At 74.8% G+C, this 16,687-nt stretch carries 10 protein-coding genes; 7 read left to right on the top strand and 3 right to left on the bottom strand.

Going from position 1 to position 16,687, the window contains the following annotated elements; translation table 11 throughout:
• Positions 1 to 176: 176 nt before the first annotated feature.
• The 7 genes from ACZ63H_RS06260 to ACZ63H_RS06290 all read left to right on the top strand — a co-directional run bounded on the left by ACZ63H_RS06260 (position 177) and on the right by ACZ63H_RS06290 (position 12,446).
• On the top strand, positions 177 to 2,942 hold the full coding sequence (locus tag ACZ63H_RS06260; protein WP_469862650.1) for a type 1 periplasmic-binding domain-containing protein: 2,766 nt from the start codon (positions 177 to 179) through the stop codon (positions 2,940 to 2,942).
• A gap of 216 nt (positions 2,943 to 3,158) precedes the next feature.
• Positions 3,159 to 5,450 carry an ATP-binding protein gene (locus tag ACZ63H_RS06265; RefSeq protein WP_469862652.1) on the top strand — a complete coding sequence of 764 codons (2,292 nt, stop codon included), beginning with the start codon at positions 3,159 to 3,161 and terminating at the stop codon, positions 5,448 to 5,450.
• A 188-nt stretch (positions 5,451 to 5,638) separates the two neighbouring features.
• On the top strand, positions 5,639 to 6,721 hold the full coding sequence (locus tag ACZ63H_RS06270) for an AraC-like ligand-binding domain-containing protein (RefSeq protein ID WP_469862654.1): 1,083 nt from the start codon (positions 5,639 to 5,641) through the stop codon (positions 6,719 to 6,721).
• 412 nt (positions 6,722 to 7,133) lie between these two features.
• Complete coding sequence (locus tag ACZ63H_RS06275; protein WP_469862656.1) at positions 7,134 to 9,854, top strand: AAA family ATPase; 2,721 nt, start codon at positions 7,134 to 7,136, stop codon at positions 9,852 to 9,854.
• A gap of 219 nt (positions 9,855 to 10,073) precedes the next feature.
• Positions 10,074 to 11,045, top strand: a complete 972-nt coding sequence (locus ACZ63H_RS06280) for a helix-turn-helix domain-containing protein (protein ID WP_469862658.1) — start codon at positions 10,074 to 10,076, stop codon at positions 11,043 to 11,045.
• A 90-nt stretch (positions 11,046 to 11,135) separates the two neighbouring features.
• Positions 11,136 to 12,005, top strand: a complete 870-nt coding sequence (locus ACZ63H_RS06285; protein WP_469862660.1) for an alpha/beta fold hydrolase — start codon at positions 11,136 to 11,138, stop codon at positions 12,003 to 12,005.
• A 192-nt stretch (positions 12,006 to 12,197) separates the two neighbouring features.
• Entirely contained in the window at positions 12,198 to 12,446 is a 249-nt protein-coding gene (locus ACZ63H_RS06290; protein WP_469862662.1) for a DUF5133 domain-containing protein, read from the top strand.
• Between the two features lie 15 nt (positions 12,447 to 12,461).
• Here the strand turns inward: ACZ63H_RS06290 and ACZ63H_RS06295 are convergent, their stop codons facing one another.
• From ACZ63H_RS06295 to ACZ63H_RS06305, 3 genes are all read right to left on the bottom strand, one after another.
• Positions 12,462 to 13,316 (bottom strand): MBL fold metallo-hydrolase, encoded by an 855-nt coding sequence (locus ACZ63H_RS06295; RefSeq protein ID WP_469862664.1) that lies wholly within the window; start codon positions 13,314 to 13,316, stop codon positions 12,462 to 12,464.
• Between the two features lie 109 nt (positions 13,317 to 13,425).
• A complete protein-coding gene (locus ACZ63H_RS06300; RefSeq protein WP_469862666.1) occupies positions 13,426 to 13,959 on the bottom strand; it encodes a hypothetical protein in 534 nt (177 codons plus the stop codon).
• A 256-nt stretch (positions 13,960 to 14,215) separates the two neighbouring features.
• Entirely contained in the window at positions 14,216 to 16,651 is a 2,436-nt protein-coding gene (locus ACZ63H_RS06305) for a SpoIIE family protein phosphatase (protein WP_469862668.1), read from the bottom strand.
• Positions 16,652 to 16,687: the final 36 nt, after the last annotated feature.

Here is a 16,687-nt window from a genome sequence, read left to right on the forward strand (position 1 = left end):
GCCGAATACGGCCCACTCGCATAATTGCAGACACTGGCCCGGCGTTATTTCCGGTGGCCGGAGCGCTTTTCGCGATCCGGTGTGAGAAAGGCGGCATTACCAGTACTCTCTCCCCCTGCGTGGAGGCGGCGGGCCGGATGACGTGACCCGCCGAGGAGGACTGAGGGGGATCTTCCATGGCCGGATCCGACCGCTTACCGAGCGGTTTCCCGGACGACGAGGGCGCGGACGATTTCGTCCGGGAATTCCGCCAGGCGGTGTCGCCCGCCGAGCGGGAGATGCTCGCGCACACACCGCCGCTGGTGATCCTGGACGTCGCAGGGGATGCCGCCGAGTACGACAGCCGCGTCCGGAGACTGACAGGAGCGCTGGAGCAGGCATTGCGCGGCCAGCAGGACGTGAAGCTGGTCCCGTACGCGATCCCCACGGCCGACGACGGCTCCGAACTGCTCTCCGGCGCGGCGGCCCGCGGACTGGCCCTGGGCAAGCCCAAACACATGACACCGGACCGGCTGCCCGGCTTCTGGCCGCTGTGGGACTCGGTCGGCTACATCAGGGAACACGCGGACGAACGGCGGGCCCCGGGCGCGGACGTACTGCGCGACCACGCGCACGGCCAACTGCGGATGCACCGCCAACTGCGGCGCGAGGGACGCCTGCAGGTCTTCCTGTGGGCGCTCGGCGGCAGCGAGTCGCCACCGGTCGGCGGCATCCGCGGCTGGCTGCTCGGGTCCCTGTGGCAGGGCATCACCCGGACGTTTCCCCGCTGGTGCTGGGAGCGGCGCAAGACCCGCGGGCTGCTGCGCGCCCCGCGCGTGTTCCGCCCGGCCCGTCAACGCTGGCTCGGCGGCATGCTCGGCATGTCCGGAGACGCCGAGACCCTGTTCGCGGTGATGGACGAGGTGGCCGACCGTCAGGTGTCACGGCTCGTGCTGCCGCCCGACCACCCCCGGCACCGGGAGTCGTTGTCCGCCCTCGAATCGCTCCTGACGCGCGCCCTGCTGGAAGACCTGAAGACACCCAAGGTCGGCAGTGTGCGGCCCCTGCAACGCCGCCGCACCGCACGTCCCGTCATCCTGGTTCCGCTGCCCCGGGAGGAGAGGCCGGGCGCCGAGGCGGTGGAGCGTTTCCTGCGCTCGTTCCACCAGGAGCGGAGGAACACCGCACGGGCGGCGGGCCCCCTGGTCATCGCGGTCGGCACGCCCTCCCGGCAGCTGCTGCAGAACCTCGGCGACCCGGCGGCGTCCAGCCTCACCTCGGCGGGACGGCTGCTGCACCAGTCCGACCCCGGCGTGGTCCTGGTGCGGCTGAGGGAGGAACCCTTCACCAGGGAGGGGCTGTTCATCCGTCCGACATCTCCGACGTCGTACCGCGTCGGCGGACGCACGATGACCGCGGGCGTGGCCGGCGGCACCGCGTTGGCGCTGGGACTCCTCGGGGTCGGCGGCGCGGTGTACCTCGGGCCGGTGGAGCGGGAGTCGAGGAGTTGCGCCGCCGGTGACATGCCGGTCGCCGGGAGCAGGTACTCCCAGCCCGTCCCGCTGCGCCCGAAGCAGTGGTACGACGAGACCCTCGCGAAGATCGACGCACAGAACCGGGAGGCCGAAGCCTTCGTGGCGCGGGGCCGGACCGTGCGCACCGTCGTCGCGTTCACGTCGGACGGGCCGACCTCGAAGACGGACACCCTGTTCGACGGAACGATCCCGGAGCTGCGCGGCATCGCCATGTGGCAGCACGATCTGAACACGTACGCGGTCGCCGACGATTCGCGGGTGCCGCTGCGCGTCAGGGTGGTCACGACCGGCAAGGGTTTCGAGAACGCCGAACAGGAGGCACGCAAGCTCGTCGACGAGGTCAGGCACGGCCGGCCGGGCAAGGACGGCAAGGACGGCAAGGACGGCAAGGAGTACGAGGAGGTGATCGGCGTTCTCGGCTTCGCCCAGAGCAAGGAGACGACGCTCAGGGCCCTGGACATCCTGAAGCAGGCCGAACTTCCCGTGATCGGCACCACCGCCACCGCCGACGAGATGCTGGTCAGCGCCAACTACTGGCCCCTCACGCCGCTCAACAGCACCGAAGCGCACATCGAGGCGAACTTCGCCACCGGCTTCCCCATCATGGCGCGCGCCGACGGCGGCTGTGAACCGGCCAAGGAGGCCGTGGTGATCCAGAGTTCGGCGGACCTGTACAGCAAGAGCCTCGCGGACAAGTTCCGCGAACACTTCCACGGCGACACGCACTTGGTCAACTTCTCCCAGGCGGGCGACTTCGAGGGCGCGCCCGCGGGCACGCCGCGGATCAGCAGCGCGCACGATCTCGCGGCTACGGTGTGCGACGCGTTGCGCGGCTCCGAACCGACGGTCGTCTACTGGTCCGCGCGCGCCCGTGACTTCGTCGCCTTCGTCAACGCCCTGGACACGCAGGGGACGTGCATCGACCGCGACATCACCATGCTCGGCGGCAACGAACTCACGAACGTGGTGCTCACGGGCGAGTTCAACGACAAGGACTGGCTCCGGCTGTACTACTCGGCGCACCGGCTGCCGGCCGACGACAGTGCCGCCGACGACAAGACGAGGCAGTTCCTCGTCAAGTACGACGCCTTCGTGCGCGGCCCCTCCAAGGACGACCCCTGGCGCGACGACGGCCACTCCGCGGTGTCCTATGACGCCTTCCACGTCCTCTCCCGGGCAGCCGACATGGCCCTCTCCGGTCAGGGCGGCGTGGACCCCGACGCCATGCTCACGGCCTTGAAGAGCGGCATCACCTTCGACGGCGCGACCGGCTACATCTCCTACGGGCAGGGCAACATGCCGCCGCGGGACAAGACCCTGGTCATCCTGCGCCAGTCGGAGCAGGGCTCCAAGGTCGCCCTCCGGTGCGGGGCGTACCGGCAAGGCAGAACCGGCCGCAAGGAGGTGGCCGCCTGCCACGTGCGGTAGGCGGTCCGAGCCGGACGCCCCCGCCGCCGGCGTCCGGCGGACCTCACCGACCGGTGAGCCGGCGCCGGCCGGCCCCCTGGCGGAGGTGCTCCCGGCCCTGCGCGAGGGAGGGTCCGCGGAAGGCGGGTCCCGGGCCGTCCCTTCCCTTCCTTGATCAGAAGCGCTCCACCCATCTCGTACAATGTTCAAGTAATCAGTGGGGTGGAGGGGGCGGTAATGTCCGCACAAGAGGTGGTTTTCGGGGCTCTGCTGCGGGAGATGCGGCTGGAGAAGTCGCTGACGATCGAGGCTCTGGCCGACGCGTCCGGCGTCAGCGTACGCGGCATCGGCGACCTGGAACGCGGGCGCCGGGCCGCCCCGCAGCGGCGGACGGTCGCCGCGCTCGCCGACGGGCTGGGGCTCGACGACACCGAACGCGAGCGGCTGCTCGCCGCCGCCCGGGCCGGGCGTACCCCCGGATACAGCCCCGTCGGCGTGCGCTCCTTCCCCCGTGGCGTCGACGACTTCGTGGGCCGCGCGGACGAACTGGCGGAACTGGAGAAACTAGCCGGACCACCCCCCGCGGACGACGACACCGAGGCGGACACCGGGACCGCGACCACCCAGCCCGTCGTCGTCGCCGTCCACGGCGCGCCCGGAACCGGCAAGACCACCCTCGCCCTGCGCGCCGCCCGCCGGCTCGCCGACCGCTTCCCGGACGGCCAGCTCATGGTGGACCTGCGCGGCACCGACCGCACCCCGCCCGCCGCCTCGGAGCTGATGGTCCGGGTGCTCAAGGCCTTCGGCGTGCCCGACCGCGACCTCGCCAAGTCCGGCCCGCAGTCCCACCCGGCCCTCTACCGGCAGGTGCTCGCCGACCGCCGCTGCCTGCTGGTGCTCGACAACGCCCGCGACGAGGCCCAGGTACGTCCGCTGCTGCCCGGCTCCGGCCGCACGCTGGTCCTCGTCACCAGCCGCCGCATGCTCACCGGGCTCGACGACGTGCACCGCCTGCCGCTCGGCCGGCTCGACGCCGCCGAAGCCGCCGCCTTCCTCGCCTCGCTCGTCGGCGAAGACCGCGCGACGGCCGAACCGGACGCCCTGCGCGAGGTCGCCCGGCTGTGCGCCTGTCTGCCGCTCGCCCTGCGGGTGGCCGGCAACTGGCTGGCGACCCGCACCGGCTGGAGCGTGCGCCGGCTCGCGGACCGGCTCGCCCGCGAGGAGCGCCGTCTGGACGCGCTGTCAGCGGGCGACATACGGGTGGCGAGCGCCTTCGACCTGTCCTACCGCCAGCTCACCCCCGCGGCCGCCCGCATGTTCCGGCGCCTTTCCCTGATCCCCGGCCCCGACACGGGCGCCGCCGGCGCCGCCCGCCTCACCGGCCAGGACCTCTACGACGCCGAGGACACCCTGGAGGAACTGGTGGAGGCGGGCCTGCTCGGCGCCACCGGGGACCGCTACCGGCTGCACGACCTGCTGTGCCTGTACGGCCGTAGCCGGCTCGCCGCCGAGGACGACGCCGAGGACGTCGAGCGGGCCCGCCGCTCGATGTTCCACTGGCTGCTCGAGACGGCCGTCGTGGCCGGCCGGTGGTACGAACCCGACCACGGCGCGCCGCCGCCCACCTGGCAGGGCACCGTGGACCTCGCCAGCGCCGACAAGGCACGCGAATGGCTCCAGGCCGAGGCCCCCAACTGGCTGGCGGCCCTGCACGCCGCCGCCGCGGACGGCGACCACGCGACCGTCGTCGAGGTGGCCGAGTCCCTGCACTGGTTCTCCGACCAGTGGATCTTCTGGGGGCACTGGCCGGAGGTCTTCGAGATGGCCGTCCGCGCCGCCGAGGCGCTCGGCGACCCGCTGCTCGAAGCCACCCAGCTCAACTACTACGCCTGGGCCGTGCTCCTGTGCGAGGGCAGACCACGGGACAGCCTGGAGTACTCGGCCCGCGCGCTCGCCGCGGCCCGCCGGGCCGGCGACCGCGTCCAGGAGGCGTGGGCGAACCACTACGCCAGCTGGGCCCACCACCTGCTCGGCCAGACCGGCCCGGCCTTCGACCACAACTCCCGGGCCATCACCCTGTTCGACGCCGCCGGGGACCTGCCCGGCATGCTCCAGGCGCTGCTCGGCCGCGCCTTGGACCTGGAGGGCGTCCACCGCAGCGAGGAAGCGGCCGAGGCGTACCGGCGGGCCCTGGCCCGGCTCGACGAGGCCGGCGACCGCCTGGAACCGCACATCGCCGCCGTCACCCGCGTCAACGCCCTCGCGGGACTCGGCCGCTCCTGCGCCCGCCTGGGCCGCTGCGAAGAAGCCGTACGGCACCTGCGGACCTCCGTCGAACTGTGCCGCACCGACGGCAACATCGCCCTGGAGAGCCGCTATCTCCGCTCCCTCGGTGACATACTCCTCGACGCCGGCCGCGAGGCCGAGGCCCGCGAGGCGTTCGCACGCTGCATCGCCCTCGGACCCGGCGCCGACCCGCGACGGATCGCCGAGGCCCGCTCCCGGCTCGCCCGCCTGGACGCGCCCTGACCACGACCACCGCCCGGCGAAGGCGGCCCCGCCACCCTATGTGCCGGCCACCGGCCGGACTTGCCCCTGCGCGCACGGCACTGTTCCCCGCGCGCACATTCCGGCACTGCCTGTTTCTGCCTGGAGAGTGCCTGGTGCGCGGTACCGCCGGCTGGTTGATTCCCCCTGAGGAGAGAGAGGAGAGCCGGGTGGACCTCGTGCTGTCGACGGACATGGTGCCGGTCGGGGACAGAGTCGACCGTTGGCGGGCCGCCCTTGCCACGGCCCCGACCCCGATGGCGGTGACATCGCGCGGCAGCGCGGCCTTCACCGGCCGGGTCACCGGCGGCCGCCTCGGGCACCTGCCCGTCTGCTCCCTCCAGGCCGACGCCCAGCGAGTGGGCCGGGGCGGGCCGGGCGTCCCGTGCGTGGCGGTGCTCGTCCTGACGGCCGGTACGGTGACGCTGGTCCAGGACGGCCGCAGCGCGGTCGCCGAGGCCGGCGACCTCCTCGTCTACGACACGGCCCGGCCGTACACCCTGGACTTCCCCGAGCGGTTCGCCTGCCACATCGTCCACCTGCCCCGCCGCGGGCTGGACGTGTCCGACAAGGAACTGCGCGCGGTCACGGCGACCGCCGTCAGCGGAACGGACGGGATCGGCGCCGTCCTCGGCCCCTTCCTCACCCGCCTCCTCGACCCGGCGGACTCCTACGGCCCCGCCGTCGCGGCACGGCTCGCGGCCGGCGTGGAGGACCTCTTCGGCACCCTGGTGGCCGAGCGCGGTCCGTCCGGCGGCGCCGACAGCGGACGCGGCGAACTCGTCCTGCGCATCCGCGACCACATCGACCGCCATCTGGAGGACCCCGGGCTGACGCCGGAGACGGTGGCGACGGCCCACCACATCTCCGTGCGCTACCTGCACCGGCTGTTCGAGGAGGAGGGCATCACGGTCGCGCGGCTCGTCCAGCGGCGCCGGCTGGAGGAGTGCGCGCGGGAACTGGCCCGCGGCGGCCGGGCCGCGCCCGCCGTGGCCGCGGTGGCGCACCGCTGGGGCTTCGTCAACCCGGCCCACTTCAGCCGGGCCTTCCGCCGGGCGTACGGGCACTCGCCGCGCGAATGGCGGCAGCTGAGCACGGCGGACCGGACGCGGGGCGGGCAACAGCCGGGTACGACGGGCCGAACGCCGGGCGATGCCCACGGCGCCCCTTCCGGCATCACCGCCACCGCACCGGCGGCCGGTACCGGGCGCACCGTCACCGGTACCGGCCGGGACACGTCCCGTGCGGCCTGACGGCGCCCCCACGGGGATCCCGGGCGGCACGGCCCCGGTGCACCCGGGGGCCGGCGCGGCGTGGCCCGGGACGGCCGGGCCGCCGCCGGAAGCCGCAGCACCGCCGGCCGGGTCGGGTGGGCCGTCGTCGGAGGCTGGTGTGCCGTTGCCCGGAGCGTCCGTGTCGCCTCCGTATGCCGCTGCTCCGCTGGCCGGGGCGGATGGAATGCCGTCCGGGGCCGCCGTGCCGCCCCCGCACGGCGCCGCGGCGCCGCCCGCGCCGGCCGGGTCGTCCCCGGTGGCCGTGGTGCCGCCGTCCGGGAGGGCCGTGGTCCCGCCCCCGCGGGCCGTCTTCGCGTCGGCCGGGTCCGACCCGGCGGGTCCCGTGCCCCAGGCCCCTCCCGTCGGCGGTCTCCCGGCCGCGGGGCGTCCGGTGCGGGACCGTCCCGCGCTCGCCGGGCGCGGAGCCGAGCAGGCCCTGCTGCGCCGGGTGCTGGACGGTGCCCGGTCGGGCAGCGGCGGTACCGGCACCCTCTTGCAGGGGGCGCCCGGCATCGGCAAGACGGCCCTGCTGGACTGGGCCCACGCCGAGGCACGTGCCCTGGGCTTCACCGTGCTGCGCGCGGTGGGCTCCGAGGCCGAGGCCGGCGTGGCGTTCGGCGCGCTGCACCAATTGCTGTGGCCGCTCACGAGCCGCATGCGCGCGCTGCCCGAGCCGCAGCGGCGGGCCCTGGCCTTCGCCCTCGGGGAGGCCGCCGAACCGGTCCGGGGCGGCTTCCTCGTGGGCGCCGCCGTGCTCGCGCTCCTCGCGGGCGAGGCACGCATGCGTCCCGTGCTGGTCCTCGTGGACGACCTGCAATGGGTGGACTCCTCCAGCGCGGCCGTGTTCGCGTTCCTCCAACGCCGCACCGCCGAGGTGCCGCTGGCCTTCGTCAGCGCGGGCCGCCCCGAGGGGCCCACGGCCGAGGGCCGGCCCGGCACCGTCGTGGACCTCACCGCACTGGACGGGGAGCACGCCCGCACACTCCTGAGCACCCGGCACCCGCACCTCGCGGTCACCACGGCCGAGCGCATCCTCCAGGAAGCGGCCGGCAACCCGCTGGCGCTGGTCGAACTGCCCGTGCACCTCCACCCCGACCAGGCCCGCGGCGTCATGCCGCTGCCGAGGAGGTTCCCCCTCGGACACCGGCTGGAGCGGCTGTTCGCCCCACGGCTGGACCGCCTGTCCGCCGAGGCCGTCCACGTGCTGCTGTACGCGGCGCTGGGCGGCACGGCCGCGATCTGGGTGACCCCGGCCCTGCTGGACGGGCTCGACCCGCGGCGCGCCGACGACGTGCTCGACGAGATCGAGACCAGCGGCCTGGCCCGGCTGGAACCGGACGGCCGGCTCACCTTCCGGCACCCCTTGGTGCGCGGCGCCGTCGTCGCCCGAGCCTCCGGGCCCGAACGACGGGCCGCCCACCGCCGGCTCGCCGCCGCCCTGCCGCACGACGACCCCCGGGCGCTCGGCCACGAGGCGGACGCGACCGTGCTGCCCGACGACGCGCTGGCCGGACGTCTCCAGGAAGCCGGCCGCCGGCTCGCCCTGCGCGGCGGCGACGCCGAGGGCGCCCTCCTGCTGCACCGCGCGGCGGCCCTCAGCACCGCCGCCGGGACCCGCGCCCGCCGCCTGACCTGGGCCGCCGCCATGGCCGCACGCGGCGGACGGCTGCCGTACGCGGCGAAACTGGTCGAGGAACTGCGCCGCGCCCCCGTCCCCGTCGACAGCGCACCGCTGTACGCCTACGCCGTCGTCTACGTCGACCAGAGCCACCACGTCGACTTCGAGTCGTCCTTCACCCTCCTGCCACAGGCCCTCGACGCCCTGTCCCGCACCGGACCCGGCACCGGACCGTTCGACGACCTCGCCGAACAGGTCTACTTCAAGCTGCTGCTGGCGACGGTGTACACCTCCGACGCGCGCGGCTGGGCAGCCCTGCGCGCCCACCGGCACCAGGTCTCCGCACTGGCCGACCTGTGCCGCCGGGCCTGGTCCGACCCCGCCCGCACCGCGCACGGCACGGGCACCGAACTGCGCGCCATGGCCGCGACGATGAGCCAGGAACAGCAGGCGGGGGCGGCATGGCTGCTGCTGTGGACCGCCGCCGCGGTCGACATGGCCGACGCGTCCCTGTGGCGCCGCTTCCTGGGCCAGCACGCCTACGCCACCCAGGGCAGCATCGCCAAGGCCGGCGGCTACCAGAACTACCTGCGGGGCCACTGGGACCAGGCGGAGGTGTGCCTGCGCGAGGCCGAGGCGGCCGACGCCCTCGGCTACCACTGCAACGCCCTGCTCTTCCGGCACCACTACGCCCATTTCCTCGCCGGACGCGGCGACGAGGAGGCCCTGCTCGCGGTGGACCGCGCCATCCGGCCCCTGGCCGAACGGGTCCGGATGAAGTTCGTGACGGACCACCTCGCCCATCTGCGGGCCCTGGCCGCCCTCGGGCACGGCCGCGACGAGGAGGCGTACACCGCCCTGGCCGGCCTGACCCCGCCCGGCGTCCTGCCGCCCGGCCTGCCCTGGTTCCACCTGCCGTTCTTCGACTTCGTGGACGCGGCGCTGCGCACCGGCCGGACCGCGCGGGCACGGGCGCACGTGGCGGCGGGCGAGGCGGCGCGCATGGGCGACATCTCCCCGCACCACGCGTTCCTGCTGGCCGCCGCCCGGGCGCTGGCCGCCGCCGACGACGAGGCCGACAGGCTCTACGAGGCGGCGTACGCCGTGCCCGGCGCCGACCAGTGGGTGTTCGAGCTGGCCCGGCTGCGGCTGGCCCACGGCACCTGGCTGCGCGACCGCCGCCGCCCGCAGGCGCCCGAGGTCCTCCAGCAGTCCCTGGAGGCCTTCCGCGCGCTGGGCGCCGTCCCCTGGGCCGAGCGCGCCGCACGCGAACTCCGCTCCGTCGACGGCGGGGCGGGCGGTCGCGACGCGCTCACCGCGCAGGAACTGCGCATCGCCCGGCTCGCCGCGGACGGGCTCACCAACAAGGAGATCGGCGCCCGGCTCAGCCTGTCCCCGCGCACCGTCGGCGGGCACCTGGCGAAGGTCTTCCCCAAGCTGGGCATCGCCTCACGCGCCGCCCTGGCGCGTGCCCTGGAGCGCGGCACCGCGTAGGCGGCACCCGCGAGCCGGCCGTACCGGGCCGCGCAGCACGTCGACCACGCCCCGCGACAGGTCACATCCGCCGTCCAGGACAGGTCACACGCACCCGGGACAGGTCACACGCACCCCCCGGGACAGGTCACATGACCTAACCCCTCCCCGGCGCCCCCGACGAGGCTGAAGGCGTGACACATCCGTCCCGCCAGGGCCGGAGGACCGGAAGGGGACACCGTGCGGAACGAGACGAGGACAGCACCGGCACCGGGGGCGGACCGGGCCCGGGAGTGGGAACGCGCGGTCCGGGGGCGGCTGGCACCCGTGGAGATGACCTTCCCCTCGGGGACCGCGGACTTCCGGGGCACGCTCGGCTCGGACGACGCGGGCCGGCTGCGGCTGCTGTCCATGCGGGCGGCCCCGCTGCGGCTGAGCCGCCCGGCCCGCCCCGAACCCGCCGCCGAGGACGGCCGCCTGGTCCTGCTCGTGCAGGAGGAGGGCACCGGCGCCATCCGGCAGGACGGCCGCGCGGACGTCGTACGCGCCGGTCAGCTGGCCCTGCTCGACCTGAGCCGGCCCTTCGCGCTGGACCAGCGGACACCGTTCCACCTGTACGCCCTGCGGATGCCCGAACGCTCCCTGGGGCCGTCCGCGGGCCGCGTCCGGCAGGTCACCGGCCGCGCCATCCCCGCGGGCGAGGGCGTGGCGGCGCTGCTGCGTCCGCTCGCCACCGAGCTGGCGTCCGGCACCACCGCCTTCGCCGACCACGTCAAGGAGCGTCTCGGCGGCCACCTCGCGGACCTCGTCGCCACGCTCGTCGACGAGCAGGCGGGCGGACACGGCGACAGCGCACCGGACACCCCCCGCGCCCTGCTGCTGACCGCGATCCGCGCCCACATCGACGCGCACCTGCGCGACCCCGCACTGTCACCCGCCAGGGTCGCCGAGGCCCACGGCATCTCGCTGCGCTACCTGCACGCGCTGTTCGAGGACGAGGACACCACCGTGCACCGGCTCATCCAGCAGCGGCGGATCGAGGAGTGCGCCCGCGAACTGCTGCGCCGCGGACGCGCCGGCCGCACGATCTCCGCGGTGGCCCGGGGCTGGGGATTCAAGAACGCCGCGCACTTCAGCCGCGCCTTCAAGTCCGTCTACGGCCGCTCGCCCAGCGAGTGGCGGGACGCCGCGGTGCAGGACGGCGCCGCGTGAGCGCGGCGCACGCGGCCGGCGGCACCGCCGTGTGCGGGAAGCGTGCCGGGGCAGGCGAGCCGTGATGTCCCCGGCACCGGAGGAGAGTTCATGTTCGACGGGTTCGAGCTGACACGTCGTGAGGGCGACGGCGTCCGGCTGCGGGTGCGCCACGGCGGCAGCGGCCCCGCGGTCCTGCTCCTCCACGGCCACCCGCGTACCCACGCCACCTGGCACCGCGTGGCCCCGTCGCTGGCCGCCGCGGGGCACACGGTGGTCTGCCCCGACCTGCGCGGCTACGGCGAATCCGACAAGCCCCCGACCGACGGGCGGCACAGTCCGTACGCCAAGCGCGCCATGGCCGGCGACATGCTCAAGGTGATGCGCGGCCTCGGACACGACCGGTTCGCCGTCGTCGGCCACGACCGGGGCGCCTATGTGGCCACACGCCTCGCCCTGGACCACCCGGAAGCCGTGTCCGCCGTCAGCGTGCTGGACGCCGTGCCCATCGGGGAGGCACTACGGCGCTGCGACGCGACCTTCGCCGCCAGTTGGTGGCACTGGTTCTTCCTCGGACAGACCGACAAGCCCGCCGAACGCGTCATCAACGCCGATCCGGACGCCTGGTACAAGGCCACCGCCGAGCAGATGGGCGCCGAGGCGTACGACGACTACCGCCGAGCCATCCACGACCCGGCCACCGTGCACGCCATGTGCGAGGACTACCGCGCCGGACTCGGCATCGACCGGGAGCACGACGACGCCGACCGGCGGGCCGGCCGGCGCATCGGCTGTCCCGTACAGGTGCTGTGGGCCACCCGCGACGACATGACCGGCCTCTACGGTGATGTGCCGGGTGTCTGGCGCGACTGGGTGGCGGGCCGGCTGGACGGCGCCCCGATCGAATCCGGGCACCACATGGCCGAAGAGGCTCCCGAAGCACTCGTCACCGCCCTGCTGGACTTCTGGCGGACTGGCTGAGGGCCGGGTTCCGGAGCGGGAGGCGCGGCCGGCCGGCAACACCCGAGAACACCGCGCGGACGCCGCGCGTTTGGCCGGGGGAACCGTGCATACGGTGAGCGGGCCGGGGCAGACGCCCCCTGGGGAGAGCCACCGGAGGGTGCGCTCACAGACGTGGGGCCCGGTACGACGGTCCGTGTTGGGAGAGGGGTTGTGGCTGTGTTGCCGCCTGCGGAGAAGGAACTACGAGCGGTACTGGCGCGCTATGCCGAGGCTCGCTTCCGCCACGACCTGCAACCCACCGGTCATTCGAGCCGCGAACTGGAAGTCACCTCCCGCAGGCTGTGCGCCCTGACCGTCACCGAGTCGGTGGACCAGGCCCTCGCCGCGGCCGACGCCCTCCTGGACCGGCTGCGGGCCGACCGCCGGGCCACCCGGGTCCCCCGGACCCCGGCAGCCTGACGGGAACGGCGCCGCTCACCGCACGACGGGCAGTGCTCCGGGGCCGGCGGTCAGACGCGCCCGGCCGCCGTGCGGACAGGGCACGATCCGGTCGTCCAGGCCGAGCCTGCCGGCCTCGGCGAGGAAGGCGGACAGGGGCGAGCGCATCACCGTGTAGTCCTCGTAATGCACGGGCAGCACGGCCTGGGGCCCGAGACGCCGGACCAGTTCGGCGCCCTGCGTCCCGTTCATGGTGACCAGGAAGCCGCCGGGCAGGCGGGTGCCGCCCAGGTGGAGGACGGCCAGGTCGGCGGCCGGGAACCGGTGGGCGATCTCCGCCAGGCCGTCGTAGAGGAGCGTGTCCCCGGAGACGTACAGCCGCAGCCGTGACGGCCCGCCCACGGGGCCGAACTCGATCATGCTGCCCATCACGGGCGGCAGCAGCCCGCGCAGCACCGGCTGCCCGGCGTGCCGGCCGGGCAGCGCGGTGACAGTGGCCCGTACCCCTTGCCGCTGGAGGGTGAACGCCTGCCAGGTCCGCAGTCCCGCCGTCCGCCGGAATCCGTGCAGCACCTTCAGGCGGCGCGCGGCGTGGGGGGTGCTGAGGACCGGGATCGTACGGTCCAGGGACCGCCGGGCCCTGCGGTCCCAGTGGTCTCCGTGCAGGTGGGAGAGCACGATCCCGTCGACGCGGGGCAGCTCGTGCGGGCCGAGGGCGGGCTCGGTCAGGCGCCGGCTCAGCAGGCCGTATCCGAGGTAGGCGTACTCGCCCCGGTGCAGGAAGTTCGGGTCGGTGAGCAGCGTCAGAGGGCCGTAGCGCAGCAGCACGGTGGCGTTGCCGATGAAATGGAGGTCGAGCGCGTCGTCGGTGGGCTCGTCCGCAGTGGCCATGGAGTCACCCGCTCCTTCCGCCTGGGCCGGCGGGCGGCCCGCCGGCTTCCCACGCACCGGGGTACCCCTCCGCTCGCGGCCGATTCCCCCGATCCGCCGCCGGGCACGCTCAGCGGCCGTAGGCCGCGCGGCGGGGGAGCGGCCCCACGCCGGCGTGCCGGCCCGGACGCGCGGCGGCGTGCCGCTGCCCGGGGCCGGGACCGGACCGGGCGGCCAGGGCGTCGGCGACGGCCCCGGTGGCGAAGGCGTAGACGGCCTTGTGCAACAGGTCCACCACCAGTTCCTCGCGCGGCCAGGTCCGCGGCGGCGCGCCGACCCCGGTGGCGTTCTCCAGGATCTGGTCGTTGGTGAGCCTCACCACGGCGAACTGCGCCGACGCCACCGGCCCGCGCAGCCCGGCCTGCGCCATCACCGACCGCACCACCCCCAGCAGGGCACCCTGCCCGTAGTGCATCACCAGGTTCACCATCGACGGCTGCCGCCCCGGCCGCTCGGGCATCCCCGTCAGCCGCTGAAGCGTGCGCGCCGGAACATGCGAGTCCGGCCGGCCGGTCAGACGCTGCTCGGCCTTCTCACCCAGCGTCATCACCGCGACCCCGGCCGCGCCCGCCACGAGCCCCTGCCACACAGCGCGTTTCATCATGCCGCCCCGCGTACCCCGGCACCGGGTGTCGTACCACCACGCCCCCCGGTGCCGGTGGCGCGCGCCATACTCGTGCCGCGGTGCCGCCCGGGCACCGCCGCCGCCGGAGGCGCGCCTCCCGGTCGTGCGGTCCGGTGGCGACCGGCCCGGCACCGACGTGCCGCGGCTCGTCCGCTCCGGGCGAGCCGCCCTCACGCGCGGGACGCGCCCGTGCACGCGCGTCCCCCCGGGGCCGGCCCGGCGGCCCCGGCAGCGGTCACACCACCCGGATGCCCACGATGCAGGTGTCGTCGTCCGTGTCCGATCGGCTATAGGTCAGCAGGCCGTCCAGTTGCTGGTCCAGGGTTTTCGGCGCCGAGCGCGCCGTGGTCAGCAGATGGGCCAGGGACTCCTCCACGGACCGGTCGCGGCGTTCGATCAGGCCGTCGGTGTACAGCAGCAGCGTGTCCTCCGGCGCGAACTCCAGCTCCGCCTCCTCGTAGACGGCCTCCGGCACCGCGCCCAGCAGCAGGCCCCTGACCAGGGGCAGCGGCGCCGCCTCCGAGCCGCGGACCAGGACCGGCGGCAGGTGGCCCGCCCGCGCCCAGCGCAGCGTGTGCCGGTCGGGGTCGTACAGCGCGCAGACCGCCGTGGCGGTGACCGCGCCGGTCAGGTGGTGCGCCACGATGTTCAGCCACGACAGCAGCTGACCCGGCCCGGCACCGGTCACGGCCAGGCCGCGCAGCGCGTTGCGCAGGACGACCATGCTGGTGGCGGCCTCGATGCCATGGCCCGCGACATCACCCACGCACATCAGGACCAGCCCGGACGGCAGCACCACGGCGTCGTACCAGTCGCCGCCCACCAGATGCTCGGTCTCCGCCGGGCGGTACCGCACGGCGACCTCCAGGCCGGGCACCGTCAGCGGCGTCCGGGTCGGCGGCATGATGGCGTGCTGCAACTGCAGGGTCAGCCGGTTGCGCTCGGCGGCCTGCTGCTCGGTGTGCACGAGCTGGTCCCGGGTCGCGGCGAGCGCCACCTCCGTCCAGTGCTGGGCGGAGATGTCCTGGTAGGCGCCCCGCACGACGAACAGCCGGCCGTCGGTGTCCAGCACCGGTTCGGCGACCACGCGGATGTGCCGGGTCACGCCGTCGGGCCGCTGCAGCCGGAAGGCCGCCGAGGCGGGCCGCCGCTGGTGCAGCAGCGTGCGCAGGAACCGGCCGATGGGCACCGCGTCGTCGGGGTGCGCGTGCGCGGTCAGCTCCTCCAGGGGGACGGGCGTGCTCGTCGGGGGCCGGCCGTAGAGGTGGAACAACTGGTCGTTCCAGGTGATCTCACCCGTGAGCAGGTTCTCCTCGAACCCGCCGATACGGCCGAGGCGCTGGGCGTGCTGGAGCAGGCTCGCCAGCCGCGCCGTCTCGTCCTCGATGCGCCAGATCAGCAGCACGCTGTTGCCGTGCCGGCTGATGCTGATGTCCGCGACCGCCGACAGCGACACCTGGTCGACGAGCGCGGTCAGCTGCATGCGGCGGGCGCGGAACGGCTCGCCCGTGGCGTACACCCGCTCCACCCGCTGGAACAGCTCGCTCTTGCCCGCGGCCATCGGGTACGCCTCCAGCAGCAGCGCACCGTTGACCACCGCCCGCGGCCGGCCGGCCGGGTCCAGGAACTGGTTGTTGATGTGCTGGATGCGGAAGTCGACCAGCTGCCCGGAGTCGTCGAGGTACGGCACCAGGACCAGAGCGGGGTCGTGCAGCCCGTCCGCGAGGTCCATCAACTCGGCGGTGTCGGGCAGGACGCGGGGTTCCTGCCCGGCCTCCCGGCGCAGGGTGTACGTCTCAAGGGTGTGCGCGCACAGCTCGGCGAGGGCGTCCACCTGCCGCATGATCTGCGGCGGCTGCGGCTCCAGCGGCCCCGGCCAGGCGATCTCCAGCACCCCGTGGATGCGGCCCCCGGTGCCCGCGGGCAGCGCCGCCCGGCCGCCGTCCGGGTACAGGTGCCGGCCGATGGTGGGCAGCCCGGTCTCGGCGAGGGAGCCGAACCACTGGCCGGTGCGCTCGGTCAGGCCCCGGCGCGCCACCGTCGCCACCTCCGGCGGCACATAGCGCCACCGGGTGGCCTCCGTCGGGGAGAACCCGGCGCTCCCGGCGAGGGTCAGCGAGCCGTCGGCGCCCGCGGCCCACACGGCCACGGCCACCGCGCCCAGCGGGCGCAGCGCGTGCTCCAGCAGGGAATCGGCGACGGACTGCGTGTCGTCCGCGGCCAGCGCCCCGCTCTCGGCCGCCCTCAGCCGCACGGCCGCGGCGTCACGCTCGGCGGCACCCGCGGCGGCGGCCAGGAAGGTGTTGGTGATCTCCGACATCCGGTCGCGGGCGGCCTGGTTGATGACCTCCACCGCGAACTCCAGCGGGGTCGCCTTGGCCTGCTCGGCCAGCTCGGCGAGCTGCCGGGCGGCCTGCGCCGGACCGCACCCCAGCCGCTCCACCAGGATGCCCTTGGCCAGCTCGATCAGCGCCCGGCCCTCCGCCTCCGCCTGAGCGGCGCGCACCTCGCGGCGCAGCCGCTCCACGGTGGCGGCGAGCCTGCCGACGGGGGAGGTGGGGGAGACGCCGGCCGGCACCGGATCGCCGGCGGGCGGCTCCCCGGCGGGCGCGGACGGCTCCGGGCGCGGTTCGATGCCCTCCGGCTCGTGTGACTGCTCGGTCGTGCTCACGATAGGGGTGCTCCTCGGCGCGAGCGCGCGGGCGCG

It is taken from the genome of Streptomyces sp. NPDC104831 (assembly GCF_055583025.1).